This is a genomic window from Peribacillus sp. SIMBA_075 (assembly GCF_046534585.1).
Genome location: NZ_JAWRYN010000015.1, coordinates 21,069 through 45,517 on the forward strand (window position 1 = coordinate 21,069; position 24,449 = coordinate 45,517).

Sequence of the window (24,449 nt, forward strand, 5' to 3'; positions counted from 1 at the left end):
GTTAGTCTCCTTGAATGATTGGCTGTCCAATCGCTATATCTTCAATAACTTGGTAATGTATAGATAATTTAACTTTACCATTCTCTATGCTTTCGTGCAAAATTTTTTCTTCGACGATTTCATCTTCCTCGTCTAAATGCTTTTCCAATTCTGCTTTAGCCATTTTCCTGCCTTCCTTCACCGCTTCTTCCTCTGTATAACTCCGAACAATGTCTTCCTTGCTCCTTAAGGTCACCTGTTTATAAGAAATGGGCAGTTCCCATTGAAGAAAGTGAAACGGCCTCACTGTCGTTTCTTTTACCTGTTTTTCATATCCCGGATCCTTGAATCCCCAAATAGGCAGTGAAAATTCCCCCATTTTCAAAAAGTGCCTACTCGTTTCATTTCCGTTAAAAACAGCAAACTTGGTTTTTAACGGAACATCCACTTTCGCTTTATACCACGTTTTCCCTTTTATTACTCCCTTTGCGGATACAATTTCCTGTTTATCCTCTTTTCCAATCAGTCCTGAAACAAGCAGCTGTCCTTTTCCTACATAATCATTCACATTAACTATAGATTGTCCCTTTTCAACGAACATATTAGTGATGATCGCTTTTTTGGAAGCTACCAAATTCTGTGGAGATGTTTTCTCGACTTCTTTAGGCTGCCGTTTTTCAACAACCCTGAAATGGTATGTCGTTCCCTTTAGCTCTACCCCCACCCATGTCAATGCACCAATCCGGTCCGACAGCTTACGCTGAATCGTATCCACATCATCAACAAAGAATTGCACTTTACCGATCTTCACGCCCATCTTGTCCAATTCTTTCCGGATGGCATGCTCGGTTGCCGGCTTGGCATCTTGTACCTCGATGCCCCATACCATATTGGAAAGTACAAATATGCAAAGCAGGAAAGCGATCAGGCCCACTAAAAATCCGCTGTTTTTCATAACCCTCTTCATGAGGAAAGGGACACCCTTTCCCTGCATGAATTTTACTTTACAATCGCTCTTACGCATGACCTGACGGAGTTTAGGGATATCCCTAACATCCATATGAAAAATCAGGGCTTCGCTGCCGACGCGCTTCACATCCCAGATATGCAGCCCTCTTCTCGTCAGCATGTTAATCAGCCGTTCTGCGCCTTTTCCATATGCCTTCACTTTTACATAGCCTGTATAATAGTTTGTCCATTGGTTTTTCATGGAGACCTCCCGGGATCATTCATTGATAAAATAAACCTTGTCAATTTTGCCTTCAAGCATGATTTCTTCCGGCAAAATCGTCTTTATGACAAAGGCGTTTCCCTTTATCAGCAACTGCCCATTTTTCAGCATCAATCGCACTTCGCTGTCTGTAAAAGCCAATAAGCCACGATGGTTTTCAATATAAATATGTAATTGTCCGATCATTGTAATTCGCGGCAGGTCCATCATGACATCTTGCGGAAGGTCCATTGTTTTGGTCATAAGCTGTTTCACTTTTTTTCCCCAATTGCGTGCCATAAAAAAGAACCCCCTTTCATCTCAATGTATGAAATGAAAGAGGGTTCTAGCACAAAATTATAAGGGAATGAAAGCCTATTTTTTCGTGGCATCAAGGATGTAATGAAAAAAGCCCGGTGTTGCACTCTGTTACCTTCTGGACCTCTGAAGACTTCGCTTCGCCCTTGGCGGTCCCAGCACTTCTGACATGATGATGCCATCAATCAGCTGCTTTTTGCCAAAAGAAGGTCCTTTGCGATAGACCGGACTGCTGTTATCAGATATCGCTGATGTAATTTGATCTGCCTTCGCTTTTTGATATAAACGCTCTTGATCGTACTTCTGCTGAAGCCGTCTAAGCTCAGCAATCCTTTTGTTCGCTTCATTCTTCGTCTCATCGTTTACTTCAACAGCCTGCGTTGCCTGCTGTTCGACTTTCCTTACGGGAGCAGGGGCAGGCCTTTGCTGCTGATTCCCTTGTGACATTTCACCTTGAAGCTCCCGCATGACCTCCTGCCAGTTCTTTTTCGGAGGCCTGTTTGGATCATCATTTTGCTGAGGCTGCTTTTTCTTTCCTAACATGGACGTTAAAATACCGATCAAGACAATGATAAGGAATGGGTTCTTGAGAAAGAAATCAATAATATCTCCCATTTAAAGACCTCCCTTCCCTGACCTAATTATTATTATTGTTGTTATTGCCATCTTTTGGATTTTCGGATATTTTACTGATGGAATCGCGCATATCCGTATCTGCCGTGATGTTTTGGATATTCATATAATCCATCACTCCCAGATTTCCGCTTTTCAGTGCATCGGCCATTGCCAACGGAACTTCCGCTTCTGATTGAACAACCTTCGCTCTCATTTCCTGAACACGGGCAACCATTTCCTGTTCAAGTGCAACAGCCATTGCACGGCGTTCTTCGGCTTTTGCCTGGGCTATTTTCTTATCGGCCTCAGCTTGGTCAGTCTGTAATATGGCCCCAATATTTTTCCCGATATCCACTTCAGCGATATCAATGGAAAGAATTTCAAATGCCGTTCCAGAATCCAACCCTTTTGATAAAACCGTTCTTGAAATCAAATCGGGGTTTTCAAGTACATCCGTATGCATTTTCGAAGCACCGATCGTCGATACGATCCCTTCACCTACACGGGCAATGATTGTCTCTTCGCCGGCACCACCGACTAGACGTTCAATATTGGCACGGACCGTAATCCTCGCCTTCGCTTTCACTTCAATACCATTCATCGCTACACCAGAGATGAATGGAGTTTCGATCACTTTCGGGTTAACGCTCATTTGAACGGCTTGCAGTACATCCCGACCTGCAAGGTCAATAGCTGCACCCCGTTCGAAAGGTAACACGATATTGGCACGTTCTGCAGCAATTAAAGCATTCACTACGCGATCGACATTACCGCCTGCAAGGTAATGGCTCTCCAATTGATTCGTTGAAACATTGATTCCAGCCTTATGGGCCTTGATAAGCGGATTGACAACCCTGCTTGGTATAACACGGCGAAGCCTCATCCCTACTAATGTAAATATACTGATTTTGACTCCTGCCGCTAAAGCGGAAATCCATAACATTACTGGTACGAATGTGAAAAACACTGCCAATACGATTATGGCAGCAATCACTGCCAGTACAATAAATATCGTTCCTGAAGTTATCACTTAATGATTCATCCTTCCTGTTTCTAAAAATTTTTTAATTTGAATCCGGAATTTCCCGGACGACCACCCTAGATCCTTCAACTTTAACGATCATGATTGACGAACCTTTGGAAATAAAGCTTCCTTCAGTCACGACATCCACTCTTTCATCTTTGATTAAAGCTGTTCCTGAAGGCCTCAAATCTGTAAGGGCCTTCCCTTCAACACCTAATAAATCCACTCGATTCGGATTGCTGACATATCCTTGTTCCGTTTTTGTTGCATCGGTTAATATCATTTTCCTGAAAAATTTCATTTGTTTTCCAAACACCTTTACAAGTAGGATGAATACCAAAATGGATACGGTGACCGCAATTAGCAAGGATATCGTCATATTAACCGGATCACCTGATGCGAGGAATAAACTCCCCACAATCGCCGTAAATCCAAGCAGCCCGATAATCCCCCCTGGGATAAAAAACTCAACTAATACAAGAATGACCCCAATGATGAACATCGCTAACGATTCGTACCCGGTGATACCAGCGACAAGATGACCATAGAAGAATAAGACAAGACTGGAGATCCCAATTACCCCCGGAATTCCAAAACCAGGTGAAAACAATTCAATCACAATCCCGATTCCTGCTATCGTCAATAAAATGGGGACGACAATCGGATTGGTCAAAAAGCGGGCAAGTTTCTCTGGAAAGCTTTCTTCGATTGACCGAATATCGGCATCCTCAACCCCAAGTATACTATACAACTCCGCTTTCCCAGAGACGGTGCCTTCACTATAACCAGCCTTTTTTGCCTGTTCAGCTGTAAATGTCAGCAACTTTCCTCTTTCCGCCCCATATTCGGGAAGGTCGATGTCATCATCCGCCATCGCCTGAGCGAATATGGGATCGCGACCATTTTGTTCTGCAGCAGTCTTCATGGCAGCCAGCCAATAAGATTGGGCTTTCTTACCTGCAGCGTTCCCCGTTGAATCAATCACTGCCGCTGATCCCATAGTGGCACTTGGAACCATATAGATCTCATCTGCACTTAGGGAAATATATGCACCTGCAGATAAAGCCCTGTTATTCACGTAAGCAACAGTCTTAATTGGTGAATCGGACAGCAACTTCGCAATTTCCCCTGCTGCATCCACAGCGCCTCCAGGGGTGTTCACCTCGAATACCACAAGATCTGCATCAGCAGCTTCAGCAGTGGTCAGCGCACGCTCCAAAAAGGCCGAAAGTCCCTTTTCCACCGTTTCTTCAATTGGAACATGGTAAACGATCTTCTCTTTTGCAGAAACCACCGATCCTCCAAATGAAGACATGGTGAACAGCAATCCAAATAAGAGTACAGATAAATAACGCCAAATTTTCAGCCAGAACGCCCCCTTTACCGTCTTAAACGCTGTAAGTGCCTCCAATTTTCAGGAAGATACTTACCAGTAAAATTCAGCCCGTAACTAAAATTCGAATAAGGAGCAAATGAAGCACCCCTATACTCTGTTCTTTAGTTATTACGTATGTATATGAAAAAGGTTTCAAAAAAAGCAAATAAAATTGAAAGTGCCCATATTATCTTCAATAATATACGCACAAAAACCAGGAAATACACAAAAACCACAGGCAATTTGCCTGCGGTTAGGTTTCGAGTTTTAAGTTTCGAGTTTAAGATAGATGTTGTTGTACTAATTTGTTTACTAGAGAACCATCCGCTTTACCTTTAACTTTAGGCATTAAAGCTCCCATAACTCTCCCCATATCTGCTTTGGATGTTGCATTGACTTCTTCAATCGTTTGTTTAACAATTTTAGAAATCTCTTCTTCTGAAAGTTGCTCAGGCATATATGCCTCTACGTATACTAGTTCGGTGCGGACTTTATCCACGAGATCGGAACGACCTGCGTTTTCAAACTCCTGGAGGGAGTCTTTGCGTTGTTTTAATTCGCGAGAGAGCACTGTCAATTCTTCATCATCTGTTAAATCTTGTCTCTGCTTCAGTGCTTCGTTTTGAATAGAAGCTTTCAGCATCCGAATAACAGATAGTTTGTCCTTTTCCTTGTTCTTCATCGCTTGTTTCATATCATTATTTAAACGCTCGAGAAGACTCATCTTTCCACCCTCTCTTAGAATTTACGTTTTCTTGCAGCTTCAGACTTTTTCTTACGTTTTACGCTTGGTTTTTCATAAAATTCACGCTTCCTAGCTTCCTGAAGCGATCCTGCTTTAGATACAGTACGTTTGAAACGACGAAGAGCATCTTCAAGCGATTCGTTTTTACGAACGACGGTTTTAGACATCTCTTTCCCTCCCTCCGAAAACAACACACTAACTCAAGTTGTCAACATGTTATACATGTACTAAACAATTATAATATATCATCTTTAGCAGGTCAACCAATAAAATCAAACTTATTTTGAATATTATCATGTTATTATCATAATTTTTCTTTAAACCATCATTCAACCGCATGGAAACCCAATTTATAGCATGTCTCCCCTTAACGGACCATAAGTTATTAAAGGGGTGACAGTCATGTATGAACTATTTTTATTCCTACTATTCATTGCGATATTTTTGGCTGGTATGTCAGTTTTACGAATCGGGTTGTTCAATATGTCCGGTGCAGCATTAAAAACATTTCTCTCAAAAGTAACGGATAAACCATGGAAGGGTTTCATGGCCGGAACCATCTTTACAGGGATCTTGCAGAGCAGCTCGGCGGTCATGGTCATGACTGTCGGCCTCGTTTCTGCAGGAAGCTTAACGTTCCCGCAAACAATCGGGATTATTCTTGGAACGAATATCGGATCCACCTTCACGGCAGAGTTCATGACCTTCTCTTTGGATGGTTGGATCATTCCAGGTGTCATCAGCGGCGCTTTCCTTTGCTTCATGCCAAATGTATTATCGCGAAGCTTAGGGATGACACTAATCGGAATCTCGGCCATCTTCGCGGCTATGAGTGGTTTTAAAACGCTTTCGACACCAATTGCAGCCTATCCATCCATACAAACGCTCATCAATTACATAGAGGGCCATATGAGTTATGCCCTATTAGCAGGGATATTATTGACGGCACTCATTCACTCTAGTTCGGCTACCATCGGGATAGCCATGAGCTTTTTGATGAATGGGGAGTTATCCGTCACTTCCGCAATCATCATCATGTTTGGATCCAATATAGGCACTTGCATCACCGGATACATGGCAAGCATCGGGTCTGGTAGACAAGCTGCCTTCACAGCTTATGCACATATTTGGCTAAACGTCATCGGGGTTGCTGCATTCCTGCCTTTTGTGGACATCCTGGAACGAACGGCTGCCTTTTTCACCGAAAACGAGGGGAAACAACTCGCCCATGCTAGTGTCATTTTCAATATCTTGACTTCTTTGGCTGTCCTGCCTTTCGCACGCCAATTCTCCAGCTTCATTCTTTGGGTGCACCGTCCCCCTAAAAAATAAAGGCCTGACCTAAAAGTCAATGGCTTTGGGGACAATTTCGGCGGTTTGCTCGTGAGTTTTGGTGCTTTACTCGTGATTTTGCGCTTTTACTCGTGAATTCCGGTGCTTTACTCGTGAATTTTGCGCTTTTACTCGTGAATTTCGGTGCTTTACTCGTGAATTCCGGTGCTTTACTCGTGAATTTTGCACTTTTACTCGTGAATTTCAATTTCCTCCTCAAAATTGCGCGCTTCAGCTTAATTTTGGGGCGTTTTCTTTTGCATTTTCATGACATTCACTCAATTTCGGTGCTTTACTCGTGAGTTTTGCACTTTTACTCGTGAGTTTTGCACTTTTACTCGTGAATTTCAATTTCCTCCTCAAAATTGCGTGCTTTAGCTTAATTTTGGGGCGTTTTCTTTTGCATTTTCATGACATTCACTCAATTCCGGTGCTTTACTCGTGAATTTTACGCTTTTACTCGTGAGTTTTGCACTTTTACTCGTGAATTTTACGCTTTTACTCGTGAGTTTTGCACTTTTACTCGTGAATTTTAGTGCTTTACTCGTGAATTTTGCGCTTTTACTCGTGAATTTCATTTTCCTCCTCAAAATTGCGTGCTTTGGCTTAATTTTGGGGCGTTTTCTTTGCATTTTCATGACATTCACTCAATTTCGGTGCTTTACTCGTGAATTCGCCGTTCTAACTCGTGAAACTCGCCGCTTGTGCGGTTTTCTTTAAAAGTTGCTGGTTCCAAAAATAACTAGTGAGAATTCAAAATTGATACATCTTTCACTTTTTGCCGTGGAGAGCTTTTTCTTGGACAGGAATGAAGCAAGCGCGATCAGACGTGGTGGGAAAAAGGGGAATAAAAAAAGGCGGAGAAAAATTATTCTCCGCCTTTTAAAAAAATCAATAATCGGATTCAGCCGTTAAGCCCTTTACGATTGAGACACCTGCACTCGCACCAATTCTTGTTGCACCAGCTTCAATCACTTTCTGGGCATCACTCGTGTTGCGGACACCACCTGAAGCTTTGACACCGATATCGGGACCGACCGTTTTTCTCATGAGCGTGATATCTTCAACAGTCGCACCGCCGGTCGAAAAACCAGTTGATGTTTTAACATAATCCGTTCCCGCATTTACTGCCAGTTCACAAGCACGGACTTTTTCTTCCTCAGTCAATAGAGAGGTTTCAATGATTACTTTCGATAGAGCCTTACCAGTGGATGCAGCTATCACAGCACGGATATCCCGCTCTACCAACTCATCATCCTTGTCCTTCAATGCGCCGATATTGATCACCATATCGACTTCGTGAGCACCATTGCTGATGGCATCTTTCGTTTCAAAAGCTTTAGTTTCCGGTGTGGTTGCACCTAGAGGGAACCCGATAACCGTACAAACTTTCACTTCTGACCCTTCCAAAAGTTCGCTTGCATACTTAACCCATGTCGGGTTTACGCATACGGAAGCAAAGTTATACTCTCTCGCTTCTTCGCATAATACCTTAATTTGCTCTTTGGTTGCATCTGCTTTTAATAACGTGTGGTCAATTAAACCTGCTACATTTTGTGACATTAATAATCCTCCTCAAAAACAATCTATAACTAGTTGTACGTACCTCTAATCATACCATAATTTATCCACTTTGACGATATATATAGTCTTTACCCGAACGTTCCAAGAAAACACATCAAACAGAGAATAAAAAAAAGACAGCGTAAAATCGCCGTCTTAAATATTTGATGCTTGTTGCAATGGTAAATCCTTTACGATCGTCACGAACTGTCCTTCACTAAATGGATAGCCAGACTTTGTAATTTTCACTTTTACGATTTCACCGACCATTTCATCTGAAGCCGGGAAAACGATTTTCATATAATTATCGGAGTAGCCTTCATAAAGGCCATTTTCCAACTTCGTTTCAGGAATGACTTCCAGAACTTCACCCTCGAATCGGGAGGCATACTCTTTTGCCAGCTGATCCGACAAAGCGATAAGCCGGTGGACACGTTCATTTTTGACATCTTCATCCACTTGATCCTCCATACGGGCAGCCGGAGTCCCTGTCCGTTTTGAATAAGGGAAAACATGAAGTTCGGAGAATTTATATTTTTCTATAAAGTTATATGTCTCCATGAATTCTTCTTCGGTTTCACCTGGGAAACCTACGATGACATCAGAGGTAACAGCAAGACCCGGAAGTGCAATTTTCAACTTTTCGATTCGATCACCGAAGAAATCCATCGTATATTTACGTCTCATCCGTTTTAGTACTGTATCGGAACCCGATTGAATTGGTATATGCAAATGACGTACGACTTTTTTCGATTTCGTCAGCACTTCAATGATCTCATCTGTAATTTGGCTGGCTTCAATGGATGAAATACGGATACGCTTCAGCCCATCGATTTTTTCCAAGTCCCGCAGCAGCATCGCCAAATTATAGTCCTTCAAATCGTCTCCGTAGCCGCCAGTATGGATTCCGGTCAGGACTAACTCCTTATAGCCTGCCTCGACAAGCTGCTCAGCTTGGTGAACGACTTCCTTCGGATCGCGGGAACGCATCAAGCCACGAGCCCAAGGTATGATGCAGAAAGTGCAGAAATTATTGCAACCTTCCTGAATCTTTAGCGAAGCGCGTGTACGGTCTGTAAAAGCAGGTACATCCAACTCTTCATAGACACGGTTTTTCATGATATTTCCTACAGCATTGATTGGTTGACGCTCAACCTTGAATTGCTCGATATAATCAAGAAGTTTAACCCTGTCCTGTGTTCCTACAACAATATCCACACCTGGTATGGCCATGATTTCAGCTGGCGATGTCTGAGCGTAACATCCCGTTACCGCTATGACGGCATTCGGATTTTTACGAATGGCACGACGGATGACCTGACGGCTTTTCTTATCGCCAGTGTTTGTCACCGTGCATGTGTTGATGACATATACATCTGATGTATTTTCAAACTCAACACGATCATATCCCCCAGTTTTAAATAATTGCCAAATAGCCTCTGTTTCATAATGATTCACTTTACAGCCTAATGTATGGAAAGCGACCGTTGCCATTTTTCATCACCTCAAAAGTTCTACATGATAAGAAACAGCGGAAAGTGCATATAAAGGTGCTGTTTCAGTTCTTAATATTCTTGGTCCAAGACCGCAAGCTACAAAACCGGCATCAGACAGTTTTTCAATTTCCTTATCTGCTAAACCACCTTCAGGACCAAAGACAAATAAGATCGATTGCCCTCCGGTGATATCCTTCAGGACCGAAGCGAGTACAGAAGTTTCCCCCCGCTTTGCCTCTTCTTCAAAAGCGATTAATTTATGATCGAAACCGGAAGCATACCCAGCTAGCTGATCTGCCGTCATCGGCTCCTTGATGGCAGGGATAACGGTGCGGTGAGATTGCTCGGCCGCCTCTTTTGAAATCTTCTGGAGCCTCTCCAATTTCTTGCCTACCTTTTTGTGGTCCCATTTTACCACCGAACGAGCAGCAATAAAAGGGATAAACTCAACCGCACCCAGTTCCGTACCCTTTTGTACGATATATTCCAATTTATCCCCTTTAGGCAGACCGCTCGCTATCACAACCCTCACAGGAAGTTCCTTTTCTTCATTCTTCCATTCGATAACAGTCCCTATAACAACTTCATCAGTTATTTCGGAAATTTCCGTGACAGCAGTCATACCATTAGCTTTCACCGTGATTATCCGTTCTCCCGGTCCCATTCTCATCACCCTGGAGATATGGTGAAAATCATCACCTGATATCGTCACCGTGTTTCCATTGATGTCTTCTTCGTTAAGAAAATACCGTTGCACACTGCCACCTACTTCATCTAGTCTAAAATACATACAGCGGCTAACAGTCAGGTTTCCCGAATGCAAGCCATGCAAGGATTCAAGCTAAAAAAAGGTACTCTGACTATCAAAATACCCGATAATCAGAGTAACTTTTTCAATTAATCATTTCTTTTCGCTATTATTGCCACCCAATCTTCCATCAAGATCGTTTCCTCAATGGTGAATCCAGATCCTATAATCGCATCCTTCACATCTTGTTTCTTTGGTTGAATGATCCCAGAAGCGATGAAATATCCGCCTGGTTTAACCACTTTCGCTACATCATCCGTAAATCGCATGATCACTTCGGCAAGAATATTAGCCACGACGACATCCGCTTGTTCATTCACACCATCCAGCAAGTTGCCTTGTGAAACGGACACTTTATTCTGAACGTTATTAAGTTCCACATTTTGAATAGCTGACTGTACAGCCACTTCATCCAAATCAAGGGACTGGATTCGTTCTGCATCCAATAACGCAGCGGCAATGCTTAGAACCCCAGAACCCGTTCCTACATCAACAACTAAATCCCCTGGACGAACTGTACGTTCCAGCGCTTGGATGCACATGACCGTTGTCGGATGTGTCCCTGTTCCGAAGGCCATGCCGGGATCAAGTTCAATGATCAATTCGTCACTGCTGACAGGGGTATAATCTTCCCATGTCGGTACGATGGTAAACCGTTCGGAAATCTTGACGGGATTATAATATTTTTTCCAAGCCGTCGCCCATTCTTCTTCATTCACTTCACTAATTGAAACAATATTCTTCCCAAGGTCTATATCAAATTGAAGGAGATTATTAATTGATTCCTTTATAGCATCAACAGTTTCACCAAGGAAGCTGTTAACTGGCAAATAAGCCTTAATCAATACACCTTCATCCGGATAATCATCTGGGTTTAAGTGGTAGATTTCGCCAAAAACATTTTCGCGTTCCTTGACTAATTCTAGAGGATCCTCAATGACAACACCGCTGGCACCTGCCTCATGAAGAATATTCGAAACAGGTTCAACCGCTTCATTCGTTGTTTGGATTGCAAATTCAGACCACTTCATAATCTACCAACTCCCAATTTGTTCTTTTACTTTAATTCACCTATCTTTAAAAGCACGCTTCACTTTTGAGAAAAAACCATCATGATGTTCATCAATACCTTGACCGCTAGTATCGCTGAACTCACGAAGCAGGTCTTTTTGTTTTTCCGTTAATTTTTTAGGTGTGACCACTAATACGACCACATGTTGATCTCCTTGCCCATATCCTCTGACATTAGGAACACCTTTGCCTTTTAAACGGAAGCGCGTGCTCGTTTGTGTACCGGCAGGGATTTTCAGCTTCACTTTACCATGAAGGGTCGGAACTTCTATTTCATCCCCTAGTGCGGCCTGAGCAAAAGTAACAGGCATTTCACAATAGATATCATCGCCATCCCGCTCAAAGAATTCATGACTGCGCACATGGAAGACTACATACAGATCTCCGGCTGGTCCGCCATTGATTCCTGGCTCGCCTTGTCCGGTTACACGCAATTGCTGGCCATCATCAATTCCTGCTGGCACCTTAACTTGGATCTTTTTACGTTTTTGGACTTTTCCGTCCCCGCCGCATGTTGAACATTTATTAGGAATGATTTTTCCTGTTCCTTGACAATGATGACATGCTCTCCGGTTCACAATCCTTCCGAACGCTGTGTTTTGTTCTACATTCAATTGACCGGTCCCATGACAATGTGAACAGTTTTCCACTTTTGTACCTGGTTTTGCACCTGATCCTTTGCATGTATCACAATTCTCTTCACGCGGAATTTCAATTTCAGTCTCTTTTCCAAATGCAGCCTCTTCAAAAGAAAGCGTCATCGTATACTGTAAATCCGCCCCTTGACGTGGTGCATTCGGATCTCTCCTGCGTCCGCCGCCTCCAAAGAAACTGCTGAAAATATCTTCAAAACCGCCGAAACCACCAAAGTCCTGACCGCCAAAGCCCTGATTTGGATCTGTATGTCCGAATTGGTCATAATGGGCCTTTTTCTGTTCGTCGCTCAATACTTCGTAAGCTTCCTTGATTTCTTTAAATTTATCCGCAGCATCGTCCGCTTTATTAATATCAGGGTGATATTGTTTGGAGAGCTTACGATACGCTTTTTTGATTTCATCCTTCGAAGCACTCTTCGAAAGGCCTAACACCTCATAATAATCGCGTTTACTCATATCTAAAATCCACTCCCGATTCGATTCACATAAAGGTAATATTATCACTGAACGAAGATAATAATCAACTAGAAAAGTACAAACGGCTTTAACACTTTTTTGTAAATTGTAATGCCAGTCCCAATTTGCACACATTTCTCTCTAAATTTCCATGATTCCCCACCAGCGATTGTAAGAACAAAAGAAAATCAGATGCCAACACTTCCTGGCAATGATTCCATCCACTGTAAAAAAAGCCAAAGTCAAGATAACCTGACTTTGACTTTTCTACAATGGCAGGCAGAAATCAACTGCCCAATATATATCAGTGTCCCGATTGGGTCACTTTTTATTTTTTCTCTTCTTCGTTAACTTCCGTGTACTCTGCATCAACTACATTATCGTCCTGAGCAGACTCGCCAGCACCGGCTTCGCCAGCTTGCTGAGCTTTTGCCGCTTCTTCATAAAGCTTCATTGTCAAAGCTTGAACGATTTCGTTAAGCGCATCTTTTTTCACGCGGATTTCTTCAAGCTCATTTTTCTCGATTGCAGCTTTCAGTTCATCCTTCGCTTCATTCGCTTTTGTTACTTCCGCTTCGTCCACTTTGCCTTCTAGATCTTTAAGCGTTTTTTCCGTTTGGAAAACTAATTGATCAGCTTCGTTACGAAGTTCAACTTCTTCTTTACGTTGTTTATCGCTATCGGCATTTTCTTCCGCTTCACGTACCATGCGTTCGATCTCGTCATCAGAAAGTCCTGAAGATGATTTGATGGTGATCGCTTGTTCTTTGTTCGTGCCAAGATCTTTCGCACGCACGTTCACGATACCATTTTTATCGATATCGAATGTCACTTCAACTTGTGGAACTCCACGCGGTGCCGGTGGAATGTCACTCAATTGGAAACGACCAAGAGTTTTGTTATCCGCTGACATTGGACGCTCACCTTGAAGGACATGGATATCAACTGCCGTTTGATTATCAGCCGCTGTCGAGAATACTTGTGATTTACTTGTCGGAATCGTAGTATTACGGTCAATCAGTTTCGTGAATACTCCGCCCATCGTTTCAATTCCAAGTGAAAGTGGAGTTACATCAAGAAGGACAACATCTTTAACATCCCCTGTTAATACGCCACCTTGAATTGCAGCACCCATGGCCACTACTTCATCAGGGTTTACACCTTTGCTTGGTTCTTGACCGATTTCCTTTTTGATCGCTTCAACAACCGCAGGAATGCGTGTAGATCCGCCAACAAGGATTACTTTGTCGATTTCAGATGCTGAAAGGCCAGCATCTTTCAATGCTTGACGAGTTGGTCCCATAGTGCGTTCCACAAGACCTGAAGAAAGCTCATCGAATTTAGCTCTAGTCATCGTTACGTCCAAGTGAAGCGGGCCAGCATCTCCAGCTGTGATGAATGGTAAAGAAATTTGAGTTGAAGTTACGCCGGAAAGATCTTTTTTCGCTTTTTCAGCTGCATCTTTCAAACGTTGAACCGCCATTTTGTCTTTTGAAAGGTCGATTCCGTTTTCTTTCTTGAATGCTTCTACTAGGTAATCGATGATGACTTGGTCGAAATCATCTCCACCTAGACGGTTGTCACCGGCTGTCGACTTAACTTCGAAAACGCCATCCCCAAGTTCCATGATCGATACGTCAAATGTACCGCCGCCAAGGTCGAATACAAGGATCGTTTGATCTTCTTCCGTTTTATCCAAACCGTATGCAAGTGCTGCAGCTGTCGGTTCGTTGATGATACGTTCCACTTCAAGACCAGCAATTTGACCGGCATCCTTAGTTGCTTGACGTTCTGCATCATTGAAATAAGCAGGTACAGTGATAACCGCTTTTGTAACTTTTTCGCCAAGATACTCTTCAGCGTATGATTTTAAGTATTGAAGGATGATTGCAGACACTTCCTGAGGTGAGTATTCTTTTCCTTCAATTACTTCTTTATGGTCGGTACCCATATGGCGTTTAATGGAAATGATCGTGTTAGGGTTAGTAATCGCTTGGCGTTTTGCCACTTCTCCCACTTGTCTTTCTCCATTTTTGAATGCCACTACGGATGGTGTTGTACGGTTTCCTTCTGGATTCGGGATTACTTTTGGTTCCCCGCCTTCAAGTACAGATACACAAGAGTTTGTTGTACCTAAGTCAATACCAATAATCTTGCTCATAGTTTCACTACCTCCCAATTATTATATGTAAAAATCTTATTCGTTCACTTTTACCATTGCAGGTCGAATAACACGGTCTTTAAGAAGGTATCCTTTTTGGAATTCCTCGACGACGATGTTAGAACCGAAGTTTTCATCTTGAACTTGCATGACCGCTTGATGCAAACGCGGATCGAACTCTTCACCAACCGAACTGATCGGTTCGATGCCTTCTTTAGTCAATGCATCAGTAATCGCTTTGTAGACCATTTCCATGCCAGATAGCAGGGATTTCGTCTGTTCATTTTCCGCTTCGATTTTTGTAGCTCTTTCAAAATTATCAAGAGCCTCCACTAAATCAATGGCAATACTTTGAACTCTATATTTTTGAGCCGCCTCCATATCAAGCTTGGCACGGCGTCTTGAATTATCAAAATCGGCCTGCAGACGAAGATAACGGTTATCCATTTCTTCGATTTTTGCCTGAAGCTCAGCAATCTTTTCATGAGCCAATTGAAGTTCATCTTTTTCAACCGGAGTTTCCTCCTGGTTTTGTTCAGCTGGAATTTCATCTTCAGCGAAAACTGCATCTGCAGCGCTTTCCTCGATTGTTTGATTTTCCAATGTTTGTTCTTCGTTTTTATTTTCTGTCACAATCTCACCTCCCTAAAAGGGTTATACAATTTATGCTAAAGTAATACGTCAGGCTGCGGAGTATGACCTCCGCCACCTTAACAATATTACCTTTGCTCCTATTTTTGATACAGTTTTGTCATCAGGGCCGTTAAATCTTTCGAGAAAAACGAAAGCAAACTGATCACTCTCGAATATTCCATTCTCGTTGGACCCAATATGGCTAATGTGCCCACTTGCTCCTGCCCGATTGAGTAGGTTGCCGTAATCAAACTGCAGTCATCGAGCACTGTGTTTTGATTTTCACGGCCAATCTTGACGTGGATGCCCGATGGATTTTGGGTAATGAGTTCATAAAATCCCTGTTCCTGCTCAATCATTGATAAAAGCGTGCTTACTTTAGCAATATCATGGAACTCCGGCTGCCTCAGCATATTCGTTTTCCCGCCGAAAAATATCTTTTCGGGTTTTGTGTCCGTCAGGGTATCCGCCAGGACCGAGACCATCGATCCATAGTTATGGATGTGACGACTCAAAAGAACAGCCACTTCCTTATAAATCTTATCCTTTAGATCAACCAGCGGAACATCGACCAAACGGGAATTTAATATGTTCACCATCTTTTCAATTTCGTTTATATCCAAAGAAGGCGGTAAGGAAATCATTCGATTTTCCACATGACCTGTATCAGTGATAATGATGGCTATTGCCGTTTCGGGGCTCAGAGGAATGATCTGGATTTTTTTCAGCTTATGCTCATTCACTTTTGGCCCCAGTACAATCGCCGTATAATTCGTCAGTTCCGAAAGTATTTTCGCTGACTTTTGAACGATCTTTTCCAATTCATAAATTCGTTCTACAAATACGGATTTTAATATCTTCATTTCATTCTTTTTCGGAGCTTGAGGAGAAAGTAAATGATCCACATAATATCTATACCCTTTTTCAGAAGGAATCCTGCCGGAAGAAGTATGGGTTTTTTCTAGAAATCCCATTTCTTCAAGATCGGACATTTCGTTTCGAATTGTGGCAGAGCTGAACGTAATTTCATCTTTCTTCGACAAGCTTCGTGACCCAACTGGCTGTGCAGAATGGATAAAATCCTCGATTATCACTTGTAGAATCAATAATTGACGATCAGTTAGCATGTATGATCACCTCTGTTAGCACTCTGTCTCTCCGAGTGCTAATATACTAATAAATTATCAAATGAAGCTTATGATGTCAACAATGAAAACCCCTAATTCATCGTTAAAATAACATAGATTTACTTCACTCGGAATCAATAACGCCTAAAAATGATTGGAACACTTCATTTCCAAGCAATTTTCCCCGTTCGGTCAAGCGCACGAACCCGCCTTCTATCTTAAGCAGACCCTTTGCCGATTCTTCTTCGAGCGGTTTCCTGAAAATCTCCGTCATTTCAACAAAAAATTTATTCTTGAAGATTTCCAATGAAACTCCTTCCGTTTTTCGGAGACCCAAAAACATCTCCTCTTCCATCCGTTCATGAAGCGGTACTGGGTGCTTCTCCAAAACAGGCAGCTGGTTCGCCATCAATGGTGCGATATATTTTTTCACCGGACCATGATTGGCCACTCTTGTTCCTCCAGTATAGCCATGTGCACCGGCACCAATCCCATAATACTCCGCATTATCCCAATATGTCAGATTGTGCCGGCTTTCAAACCCTTCACGGGCAAAATTACTGATTTCATATTGATGCAGACCATGCTTCTCCATCTCTTCCATCAGCCTCTCATACATCGAAGCCTCGAGCTCCTGCGGCGGCAGGTTTAATTTACCCCTTCGCATCTGATTATAAAAAACCGTCTTCGGTTCAACGATCAATGAGTAGCTCGAATAATGCGGCAATTGAAGGGCAATCGCTTTATCCAGCGTATCATTGAAATCTTCCATCGTTTGGCCCGGCAATCCATAAATCAGATCGATGCTGATATTCGTAAAGCCAACCTCTTGAGCCAGATGAATCGTTTCATATACTTCCAGAGCCCGGTGGGTCCGGCCAATTCGTTTTAATAAATCATCATTGAAGCTTTGCACACCAAAGCTAAGTCTATTGACACCTGAATGATAAAGTATCTCGAGTTTTTCTCTCGAAAGATCCCCTGGATTGGCTTCAAATGTATATTCAGCCTTTTTGGGGTCAAATGGCAGGGTTTCATTGATTGCTTCACATAAGAATGCAAGCTGCTTTTCATCTAGGGAGGTCGGTGTCCCTCCACCGACAAAAACAGTATCCAATCCTGCAGTCGGGTATTTGGAAAGCTGCATCTCCATTTCCCTTTTCATCATCTGTAAATAATCGTCGACCGGCTGTCCCTGCAAAAACACTTTATTAAAATCACAATAGTGACAAATATGTTCACAAAATGGTATATGGAGGTAGGCGCTTTTAATCATTGTGTTCACAACCTTTTAATCGAATGAGTCGATAGAAAAAGAGGCTAGATCTCCTCTACCCTCTTTTTTCTATCTATCGTTTATTTTATTTATTTTTTTGGTGTCGTATCATCCATTTTCAAAACAGCCATGAAAGCTTCTTGCGGCACTTCAACGGAACCTACCTGTTTCATCCGCTTTTTACCTTCTTTCTGTTTTTCGAGCAACTTACGTTTACGGGAAATATCGCCGCCGTAACATTTAGCCAATACGTTTTTGCGCATTGCACTAATCGAAGAACGAGCCACGATTTTTTGCCCGATTGCCGCTTGGATCGGCACTTCAAATTGTTGTCTTGGAATCAATTTCTTCAATTTTTCAACAATGACTTTACCGCGTTCATAGGCAAAGTCCTTATGAACGATGAAACTTAAAGCATCGACAGTTTCAGCATTCAGTAAGATATCCATCTTCACAAGCTTGGACGGTTTGTAGCCAATCAACTCATAATCGAATGAAGCATAGCCTCTTGTATTGGATTTCAATTGATCGAAGAAATCATACACGATTTCCGATAAAGGTATTTCATAATGAATGCTCACACGGGTCTCATCGATATATTCCATATCAATGAAGTTGCCGCGTTTATTTTGACAGATTTCCATGATCGTTCCGACGAACTCCGTCGGTGCCATCATCGTCGCTTTGACGTATGGCTCCTCGACCCGTTCAATCTTTTGAGCATCTGGCATATTAGACGGGTTATCTACTTTCAGGACCGTTCCGTCTGTTTGGATCACATCATAAATAACACTCGGCGCAGTTGTGATCAGATCAATTTTGAATTCACGTTCAATCCGTTCCTGGATAATTTCCATATGAAGGAGTCCAAGGAATCCGCAACGGAAACCGAAGCCCAATGCTTGCGATGATTCCGCTTCGAACTGCAGCGCTGAATCGTTCAATTCCAATTTCTCTAACGCATCCCGTAAATCATTGAATTTCGATGCGTCAATTGGGTATAGACCGCAATATACCATCGGATTCATCTTCCGGTAGCCCGGCAATGGTTCTGTCGCACTATTCACGGCACCGGTAATCGTATCACCAACAGTCGTATCACCAACGTTTTTAATGGCTGCCGTAAGGAAACCTACATCACCGACGTTCAGTTCATCCAACAGCTGGGTCTTTGGATTGAAGACACCCAATTCGGTTACATCAAATTCCTTGCCCGTGGACATCATTTTGATTTTGTCGCCCACTTTAATGGAACCTTCAACAACACGGATATAAGCAACCACACCGCGGTACGCATCAAACAGTGAATCGAAAATAAGCGCCTTGAACGGGGCATCGGGATCTCCCTGTGGAGCTGGGACCAATTCAACGACCTGCTCCAAAATCTCCTCGATTCCGATTCCCGCTTTAGCTGAAGCCAAAACTGCATCGGAAGCATCCAATCCGATTACTTCCTCGATTTCTCCACGTACCCGTTCCGGATCGGCACTCGGCAAATCAATTTTATTGATGACCGGAATGATTTCCAGATTGTTGTCCAAAGCTAAATACACGTTTGCAAGCGTTTGGGCCTCAATACCCTGTGCCGCATCGACAACAAGGACAGCCCCTTCACAAGCTGCAAGGCTTCGTGACACTTCATACGTAAAATCGACATGTCCCGGTGTATCAATAAGATGGAAAATATATTCTTCGCCATCTTTCGCATTATATTTCAATTGAATCGCATTCAATTTAATCGTAATTCCACGCTCACGCTCTAAATCCATGGAATCCAACAGTTGACTCTTCATTTCACGCTGAGTCATGGCGTTCGTTTTTTCAATGATACGATCCGCCAATGTAGATTTACCATGATCAATATGAGCGATGATGGAAAAGTTACGAATCTTTGATTGTCTTTTTAATTTTTCTTCTCTATTCATGACGTTCACTCCCACTAGTCGACACAATACACTATTTTTTATTATATCAATAGAAAATGCAAGATTCAACAGAATAGTTACAAAAGAAGCATCATTACAGGGCAAAGCAAAAAAAAAGGCTGCATTCCGGATTCGGATGCAGCCTTTGGATAGGGCACACTCAACTTATTCCACACCTAAATCATATCGATAAGTGCTTGGAAGGCCCCTGATATGGTATCTCCAAGTGCTTTGCCGATCGAAGAGAAAAAGTTGAATGCTTTCATTTCTTCAAGCTTTTCTTTTTTCGTCTCCAAATCATGACTTGTTACTTTTTGTCCAAGGATATCCGCTTCCATCTCCCCTTTGTCCGATTGGTTAATGATGAATGCACTATTCAAAGAGGGATCCTCATACCCCTTCATTTTTTTCATCCCATCGTTCGCTTGCTGCATCCCAATAAGGACACCTAAAAATAATACGAGTACAATCCCTGTACATTTCAACCAAAATCGAACCATGATAGAGAACTCCTTTCAATTACTTCGCTTCCGATTCCCCAGTCGTTTTATCCACTGCTTTGGCATCCCAATAAAATTCGCTGAAAGCATCGCTAAAGGCATCAACGGTTAAGTACATTTCCTCGAATGTATTATCAACACCGCCAATTTCAATGAGCATGGCATTGCCTGACAAATCCTGATTATATATACCATTATGGCTAGTTCCTCCCTGTTTCATAAGCCCGCGTGAAATCCCTGGGTATTTTTTCTCCAAAGCTATATGAAGCTTATTGGCAAGTGCGGCATTTTTTTCATAGTTCGGATTATTGCCCCCGATCACGAAGGCGATTTTGGCATACTCTTTACCTTTGATCGTAATTGTCGTATCCTTTTTCCGCTTTGCATCGCGATGGATATCAATCAGATATTCCAAATCTTTGTTAGTGGCCAATGCCGTCTGGACTGACTTTCGGGATTCTTGATAGGATTTGGTATAATTCAATCCTTTATTATTGAGATTTCCCATGATATCCGTTTTATCGAGCGAGGAACCGATCCCCTTATCAGCCAGATCTTCAACCATCCTTTTCCCGAGTTTCGTAATATTGATTTTAGAATGGTAGGCCAGATCCGGATTGGTCACGCCTTTTAAATAAGGAAGGTACGATTCCCGGTTATGGCTATGATAAATCTCGACCACTTTCCGGCCATTGGTCGTTTGATTCGGCTGATTGGCCACTCCTTTTTCCGGTTCTTCAATCTTATCCAGGTTTTGCAGGGATGCATCCCTTTCTTCATTCAGGACGTCTACAGGCGGTGAGGATTCATACGGCATATTTGTATAATTCGTCCCCTCCCCAGCCACGAGGATTTCATTATCAAAAATCGAGAAGCCAGGAAGTTCCCGGCCAAGTAAACTTCGCGGGTCCTCAAATGAAATGTTAGTCGAGACTTTTATCAATTGATTCGTGATCACCGATTCCTGCTTACCTTCTGGCAGGGCATTAAAAAAATAATGATTTTCATTTGCCAGCATCGCGAACAGCATTTTTCCTGAAAATTGGTTCGCAACGGTATGTACGGAATTCGAGGATATCCGATATTCCGGTCTTAGGGAAGTCATGACCCCGCTGACTGAAAAAACAAAAAGAAGCAAGGCGAGAATACCTAGAAAAGTTTTTATTATTGTTGATCCGTGAATGGCTGTTATGATTCCTGGCGAATTTCTTCTTTTCATTCTTCCACCCTCTCTATAGCTTGTCTATTAATACCTATGACTTTGCTAGAAAGGGTAGAACACCATTTTTGGGCACTTAAAATGATTTAACGGGTATAGTAACCGGTATTTTCTTGATTTATTGAATGATGCAGCGCTGCATTTAACCCATTGGCTATCAAATTGGCCATATCCTCAATGAAAACATCCACTTCCTTCGGTGTAACCATTAAATTTTGGCCAAGCGGTGACAGCACCTCATATATCAATTTCCGTTTCTCTTCATCAGGGAGGACACCTATCATCCCCAAGAAGGTTTGGCGTTCCTTTTCGCCTGGCATATCCTCTTCGGTCAGCTTTGTACGTTTTCCAAAACTGAATCCAGCGGGTGCCAATGAACGTGATGGTCTGTCCCCTTCATTCAATTCCTTGCCAAAATGCTTCAATATATAATCAATCGTATCACTGGCAATGGATACGGCATCTACTACGGTTGGTATTCCAATAGCTATAACAGGAACTCCCAGTGTTTCCTGACTCAATTCTTTTCGTTTATTTCCCACACCAGAACCTGGATGGATGCCTGTATCCGTAATTTGAATCGTTGAATTCACACGGTCGATCGAACGGGCAGCCAAGGCATCAACGACAATCAGGAAATCAGGGTTACTTTTTTCGATGACCCCTTTTATGATGTCACTCGTCTCGATTCCCGTAATCCCCATCACACCAGGGGAAATCGCACTGACCGGGCGATAGCCTTCCTGGACGGACTCCGGCTGCAATTCGAACAAATGCCTCGTGACTACAAGATTCTCAACGACAGCAGGCCCTAGAGCATCGGGAGTAACATTCCAATTACCAAGTCCGACAACTAAACAACTGCTTTCTTTGGTGATTTTATTCCGTTGCAAGAAGTAAGCCAGTTCGTTGGCAAACACCTTTTCCACCCGCTGCTGGGTATCCGTATCCTGCTGGCGGATCCCCTGGACTTCGATGGTCAAGTAGCTGCCCTTTTTTTTACCGATTTCTTTTTCCCCCTCAGCCGTGACCTCGACTAAGGATACCTTCAGATCATCCACTTCTTTTTCCTTAATAATGACCCCTTCGATTCGGGATACATCCACTTCCTCAACAACACCTTTATGTTCAAGGGCAATTTCCTTTGCTTCAATCGCCAAATCTGTTCGAATTCCGTATTCACTAAGGTCCAAATTATTTTCCATAACGGCCTCCTGATGTTTGAATTGATATCTAATCTAGTAATTTCCATAGTCTCTCTTAAACATTCTGTCGTTTTTGCTTTTTTATTATTCATTTTTTTGGTACAATGAACCATGACGAGATGAATTTATTCCTGAAATTATAATTCCTTTTCGATTCTCAATCTGAAGTATTGCATATTTATGAGCAGTCTGATAGAATATCACTTGTGCTATTTGATATGGATTTGAAAAGTCGAGTTCATATAATCTCGATTTCTTTGTAGGAGGTGAACGGAATGCCAAACATTAAATCTGCTATTAAACGTGTAAAAATTAACGACAAAAAACGCGTTCATAACATTACTGTTAGATCAACTATGCGTACTACAGTGAAAAATGCTGAAGTTGCATTAGCTGGTGAAAACGTTGAAGCTGCTAAAGAAGCTCTTTTAACAGCTGCTGTGAAATTAGACAAAGCTGCATCTAAAGGATTAATCCATAAAAATGCGGCAGCCCGTAAAAAATCTCGTTTAGCGAAAAGACTTAACGCTCTTAACGCATAATGACAAAAAATTAAACGATCCAATTGGATCGTTTTTTTTGTGCGTGTTTTTTTGTTCAAAAAAGGTGACAGGGTTTCTGCCACCTTTTTTATTATCTAATTTTCAAGAGCAGCAATTCAAGTGTTATCGCCTTATCTGCCTGTCCAGTCTTCATTTTATAATCCGCCTCCGCTAAGTCGTTTATGATGCTCAACAGCTCGCGTTCCTGGAATTTTCCCGTCTTTTCAAGTGCCAGCTTTACCCTGTATGGGTGCACCTTCAGTTGTCCTGCAATTTTTTGCTGGCTATAGCCCTGACGTGAAAGCTCTTTCACCTGATACATTAACCTGACCTGTCCTGCCATAACACTCAATATCTTGATCGGCTCTTCATTCTGCCTGAGAAGATCGTGTAAAATCGTCATGGCACTCTCCATCTTCCGCTGCAAAACATGGTCAACAAGCGTGAAGATATTCTGCTCAAGGGATTTAGCGACCAGCTTTTCCACTACCTCGACCGTAATGTGTTTATCAGCTTCAGCATAAAGCACCATTTTATCCAATTCATTTGTCAGCATCATCAGATTCGTTCCTGCAAGTTCAAGTAAAAGCTCTGTAGCTTGTTCATCTATTTGGACGGAAGAGGCTGCGACCCGCTCCTTCACCCACCCCTTTAATTCATGGTCACCAAGCTTCTTTGCCTCAACGAGAACCGCCTTACGCTTCAGTTCCTTGGTGATTTTTTTCCGTTCATCCAGTTTCTCATAAGGTGCGGTCAACACAACAATAGAATAAGGAACGGGATCAGCCAAATAGGCTTCAAGCCTTTTCACATTATGTTCAACTCTTGACTTCGTTTTTTCAGCTGTCAGAAAAAATGGGTTTTGCATGAAAACAAGACGCCTTTCCCCGATAAACGGGAGGGTTTCAACATCTTCAAGCGCTGTTTCAACAGGCGTCTCTTCCAAATCAAATTGAGAAAAGTTAAAATCCATCTCATCCTCGTGAAGGACATTCTCGATCAATAGCTGCTTCGTTTCATTAATTAGATAGGCCTCCGTTCCATATAACATGTATACTGGCGCGAATTGCCCTTTTTTTATACTTTTCCATACGTCTAATACCAATAGAATCCGCCTCTTTTTTATGTATTCTTCTTTAATGGTATAGGTGGATGGACCATTTGACAAGCTATAAAGGGAACTAGCCCTCTAAAGGGCTAATTCCGGATCTAT

General features: G+C 42.4%; 25 protein-coding genes. 4 read left to right on the forward strand and 21 right to left on the reverse strand.

The features are described from left to right. Position 1 precedes the first annotated feature (1 nt). The 7 genes from yqfD to rpsU form a co-directional block, all read right to left on the reverse strand. Positions 2-1,189, reverse strand: coding sequence for a sporulation protein YqfD (gene yqfD / locus SB775_RS13140; RefSeq protein ID WP_061464103.1), 1,188 nt, complete (start codon positions 1,187-1,189; stop codon positions 2-4). A 15-nt stretch (positions 1,190-1,204) separates the two neighbouring features. Continuing rightward, entirely contained in the window at positions 1,205-1,489 is a 285-nt protein-coding gene (gene yqfC / locus SB775_RS13145; protein WP_034308511.1) for a sporulation protein YqfC, read from the reverse strand. A gap of 129 nt (positions 1,490-1,618) precedes the next feature. Continuing rightward, positions 1,619-2,122, reverse strand: a complete 504-nt coding sequence (locus tag SB775_RS13150; protein WP_410861845.1) for a hypothetical protein — start codon at positions 2,120-2,122, stop codon at positions 1,619-1,621. A gap of 22 nt (positions 2,123-2,144) precedes the next feature. Continuing rightward, the gene (gene floA, locus SB775_RS13155) at positions 2,145-3,134 is read right to left on the reverse strand and encodes a flotillin-like protein FloA (protein WP_410861888.1); all 990 of its coding nucleotides are present in this window, start codon (positions 3,132-3,134) and stop codon (positions 2,145-2,147) included. A 52-nt stretch (positions 3,135-3,186) separates the two neighbouring features. Continuing rightward, complete coding sequence (locus tag SB775_RS13160; RefSeq protein ID WP_410861846.1) at positions 3,187-4,461, reverse strand: NfeD family protein; 1,275 nt, start codon at positions 4,459-4,461, stop codon at positions 3,187-3,189. A 340-nt stretch (positions 4,462-4,801) separates the two neighbouring features. After that, positions 4,802-5,245, reverse strand: coding sequence for a GatB/YqeY domain-containing protein (locus SB775_RS13165; RefSeq protein WP_089361544.1), 444 nt, complete (start codon positions 5,243-5,245; stop codon positions 4,802-4,804). A 14-nt stretch (positions 5,246-5,259) separates the two neighbouring features. Further along, positions 5,260-5,433, reverse strand: coding sequence for a 30S ribosomal protein S21 (gene rpsU / locus SB775_RS13170; RefSeq protein WP_028391853.1), 174 nt, complete (start codon positions 5,431-5,433; stop codon positions 5,260-5,262). 235 nt (positions 5,434-5,668) lie between these two features. On the opposite strand from rpsU, the gene SB775_RS13175 reads away from it, so the two are divergent. From SB775_RS13175 to SB775_RS13185, 3 genes are all read left to right on the forward strand, one after another. Next, positions 5,669-6,598: a Na/Pi symporter gene (locus SB775_RS13175; protein ID WP_410861847.1), complete on the forward strand. Its 930-nt coding sequence runs from the start codon at positions 5,669-5,671 to the stop codon at positions 6,596-6,598. Positions 6,599-6,711: 113 nt separating this feature from the next. Next, complete coding sequence (locus SB775_RS13180) at positions 6,712-6,900, forward strand: hypothetical protein (RefSeq protein ID WP_410861848.1); 189 nt, start codon at positions 6,712-6,714, stop codon at positions 6,898-6,900. Positions 6,901-7,039: 139 nt separating this feature from the next. Further along, positions 7,040-7,318 carry a hypothetical protein gene (locus SB775_RS13185; RefSeq protein ID WP_410861849.1) on the forward strand — a complete coding sequence of 93 codons (279 nt, stop codon included), beginning with the start codon at positions 7,040-7,042 and terminating at the stop codon, positions 7,316-7,318. A gap of 171 nt (positions 7,319-7,489) precedes the next feature. On the opposite strand, the gene deoC is transcribed toward SB775_RS13185, so the two are convergent. The 13 genes from deoC to gpr all read right to left on the reverse strand — a co-directional run bounded on the left by deoC (position 7,490) and on the right by gpr (position 22,694). After that, positions 7,490-8,161: a deoxyribose-phosphate aldolase gene (deoC, locus tag SB775_RS13190; RefSeq protein WP_410861850.1), complete on the reverse strand. Its 672-nt coding sequence runs from the start codon at positions 8,159-8,161 to the stop codon at positions 7,490-7,492. A gap of 156 nt (positions 8,162-8,317) precedes the next feature. Then, positions 8,318-9,655, reverse strand: coding sequence for a tRNA (N(6)-L-threonylcarbamoyladenosine(37)-C(2))-methylthiotransferase MtaB (gene mtaB / locus SB775_RS13195; protein ID WP_410861851.1), 1,338 nt, complete (start codon positions 9,653-9,655; stop codon positions 8,318-8,320). A 6-nt stretch (positions 9,656-9,661) separates the two neighbouring features. Next, the gene (locus tag SB775_RS13200) at positions 9,662-10,414 is read right to left on the reverse strand and encodes a 16S rRNA (uracil(1498)-N(3))-methyltransferase (RefSeq protein ID WP_089361549.1); all 753 of its coding nucleotides are present in this window, start codon (positions 10,412-10,414) and stop codon (positions 9,662-9,664) included. Between the two features lie 140 nt (positions 10,415-10,554). After that, on the reverse strand, positions 10,555-11,496 hold the full coding sequence (prmA, locus tag SB775_RS13205; RefSeq protein WP_061464112.1) for a 50S ribosomal protein L11 methyltransferase: 942 nt from the start codon (positions 11,494-11,496) through the stop codon (positions 10,555-10,557). Positions 11,497-11,532: 36 nt separating this feature from the next. Next, positions 11,533-12,648: a molecular chaperone DnaJ gene (dnaJ, locus tag SB775_RS13210; protein ID WP_089361550.1), complete on the reverse strand. Its 1,116-nt coding sequence runs from the start codon at positions 12,646-12,648 to the stop codon at positions 11,533-11,535. Positions 12,649-12,976: 328 nt separating this feature from the next. Next, positions 12,977-14,809 carry a molecular chaperone DnaK gene (gene dnaK, locus SB775_RS13215; protein ID WP_089361551.1) on the reverse strand — a complete coding sequence of 611 codons (1,833 nt, stop codon included), beginning with the start codon at positions 14,807-14,809 and terminating at the stop codon, positions 12,977-12,979. 36 nt (positions 14,810-14,845) lie between these two features. Further along, the gene (gene grpE, locus SB775_RS13220) at positions 14,846-15,442 is read right to left on the reverse strand and encodes a nucleotide exchange factor GrpE (RefSeq protein WP_410861852.1); all 597 of its coding nucleotides are present in this window, start codon (positions 15,440-15,442) and stop codon (positions 14,846-14,848) included. 98 nt (positions 15,443-15,540) lie between these two features. Beyond that, positions 15,541-16,569 (reverse strand): heat-inducible transcriptional repressor HrcA, encoded by a 1,029-nt coding sequence (hrcA, locus tag SB775_RS13225; RefSeq protein ID WP_061464116.1) that lies wholly within the window; start codon positions 16,567-16,569, stop codon positions 15,541-15,543. Positions 16,570-16,693: 124 nt separating this feature from the next. After that, entirely contained in the window at positions 16,694-17,845 is a 1,152-nt protein-coding gene (hemW, locus tag SB775_RS13230; RefSeq protein ID WP_410861853.1) for a radical SAM family heme chaperone HemW, read from the reverse strand. Positions 17,846-17,934: 89 nt separating this feature from the next. Then, positions 17,935-19,770, reverse strand: coding sequence for a translation elongation factor 4 (lepA, locus tag SB775_RS13235; protein WP_410861854.1), 1,836 nt, complete (start codon positions 19,768-19,770; stop codon positions 17,935-17,937). Positions 19,771-19,946: 176 nt separating this feature from the next. Continuing rightward, on the reverse strand, positions 19,947-20,270 hold the full coding sequence (locus SB775_RS13240; RefSeq protein WP_061464120.1) for a YqxA family protein: 324 nt from the start codon (positions 20,268-20,270) through the stop codon (positions 19,947-19,949). A 19-nt stretch (positions 20,271-20,289) separates the two neighbouring features. Next, positions 20,290-21,489 carry a stage II sporulation protein P gene (gene spoIIP / locus SB775_RS13245; protein ID WP_089361554.1) on the reverse strand — a complete coding sequence of 400 codons (1,200 nt, stop codon included), beginning with the start codon at positions 21,487-21,489 and terminating at the stop codon, positions 20,290-20,292. Between the two features lie 86 nt (positions 21,490-21,575). Continuing rightward, a complete protein-coding gene (gene gpr, locus SB775_RS13250; RefSeq protein WP_410861855.1) occupies positions 21,576-22,694 on the reverse strand; it encodes a GPR endopeptidase in 1,119 nt (372 codons plus the stop codon). 275 nt (positions 22,695-22,969) lie between these two features. Here gpr and rpsT point away from each other — a divergent pair, with 275 nt between their 5' ends. Then, positions 22,970-23,236 (forward strand): 30S ribosomal protein S20, encoded by a 267-nt coding sequence (rpsT, locus tag SB775_RS13255; RefSeq protein ID WP_034308554.1) that lies wholly within the window; start codon positions 22,970-22,972, stop codon positions 23,234-23,236. Between the two features lie 91 nt (positions 23,237-23,327). Here rpsT and holA read toward each other — a convergent pair whose 3' ends face one another. Beyond that, entirely contained in the window at positions 23,328-24,341 is a 1,014-nt protein-coding gene (gene holA, locus SB775_RS13260) for a DNA polymerase III subunit delta (protein WP_410861856.1), read from the reverse strand. Positions 24,342-24,449: the final 108 nt, after the last annotated feature.

What these genes read in the sequence shown, in the direction of transcription:
- SB775_RS13240 (WP_061464120.1), bottom strand. Translation starts at nt 20,270, where the DNA reads ATGGTTCGATTTTGGTTGAAATGTACAGGGATTGTACTCGTATTATTT.
- hemW (WP_410861853.1), bottom strand. Translation starts at nt 17,845, where the DNA reads ATGATTAAAAGCGCCTACCTCCATATACCATTTTGTGAACATATTTGT.
- dnaJ (WP_089361550.1), bottom strand. Translation starts at nt 12,648, where the DNA reads ATGAGTAAACGCGATTATTATGAGGTGTTAGGCCTTTCGAAGAGTGCT.
- SB775_RS13175 (WP_410861847.1), top strand. Translation starts at nt 5,669, where the DNA reads ATGTATGAACTATTTTTATTCCTACTATTCATTGCGATATTTTTGGCT.
- dnaK (WP_089361551.1), bottom strand. Translation starts at nt 14,809, where the DNA reads ATGAGCAAGATTATTGGTATTGACTTAGGTACAACAAACTCTTGTGTA.
- gpr (WP_410861855.1), bottom strand. Translation starts at nt 22,694, where the DNA reads ATGGAAAATAATTTGGACCTTAGTGAATACGGAATTCGAACAGATTTG.
- hrcA (WP_061464116.1), bottom strand. Translation starts at nt 16,569, where the DNA reads ATGCTAACTGATCGTCAATTATTGATTCTACAAGTGATAATCGAGGAT.
- SB775_RS13160 (WP_410861846.1), bottom strand. Translation starts at nt 4,461, where the DNA reads ATGTCTTCATTTGGAGGATCGGTGGTTTCTGCAAAAGAGAAGATCGTT.
- SB775_RS13150 (WP_410861845.1), bottom strand. Translation starts at nt 2,122, where the DNA reads ATGGGAGATATTATTGATTTCTTTCTCAAGAACCCATTCCTTATCATT.
- prmA (WP_061464112.1), bottom strand. Translation starts at nt 11,496, where the DNA reads ATGAAGTGGTCTGAATTTGCAATCCAAACAACGAATGAAGCGGTTGAA.
- rpsT (WP_034308554.1), top strand. Translation starts at nt 22,970, where the DNA reads ATGCCAAACATTAAATCTGCTATTAAACGTGTAAAAATTAACGACAAA.
- deoC (WP_410861850.1), bottom strand. Translation starts at nt 8,161, where the DNA reads ATGTCACAAAATGTAGCAGGTTTAATTGACCACACGTTATTAAAAGCA.
- yqfC (WP_034308511.1), bottom strand. Translation starts at nt 1,489, where the DNA reads ATGGCACGCAATTGGGGAAAAAAAGTGAAACAGCTTATGACCAAAACA.
- spoIIP (WP_089361554.1), bottom strand. Translation starts at nt 21,489, where the DNA reads ATGAAAAGAAGAAATTCGCCAGGAATCATAACAGCCATTCACGGATCA.
- SB775_RS13165 (WP_089361544.1), bottom strand. Translation starts at nt 5,245, where the DNA reads ATGAGTCTTCTCGAGCGTTTAAATAATGATATGAAACAAGCGATGAAG.
- rpsU (WP_028391853.1), bottom strand. Translation starts at nt 5,433, where the DNA reads ATGTCTAAAACCGTCGTTCGTAAAAACGAATCGCTTGAAGATGCTCTT.
- yqfD (WP_061464103.1), bottom strand. Translation starts at nt 1,189, where the DNA reads ATGAAAAACCAATGGACAAACTATTATACAGGCTATGTAAAAGTGAAG.
- mtaB (WP_410861851.1), bottom strand. Translation starts at nt 9,655, where the DNA reads ATGGCAACGGTCGCTTTCCATACATTAGGCTGTAAAGTGAATCATTAT.
- lepA (WP_410861854.1), bottom strand. Translation starts at nt 19,770, where the DNA reads ATGAATAGAGAAGAAAAATTAAAAAGACAATCAAAGATTCGTAACTTT.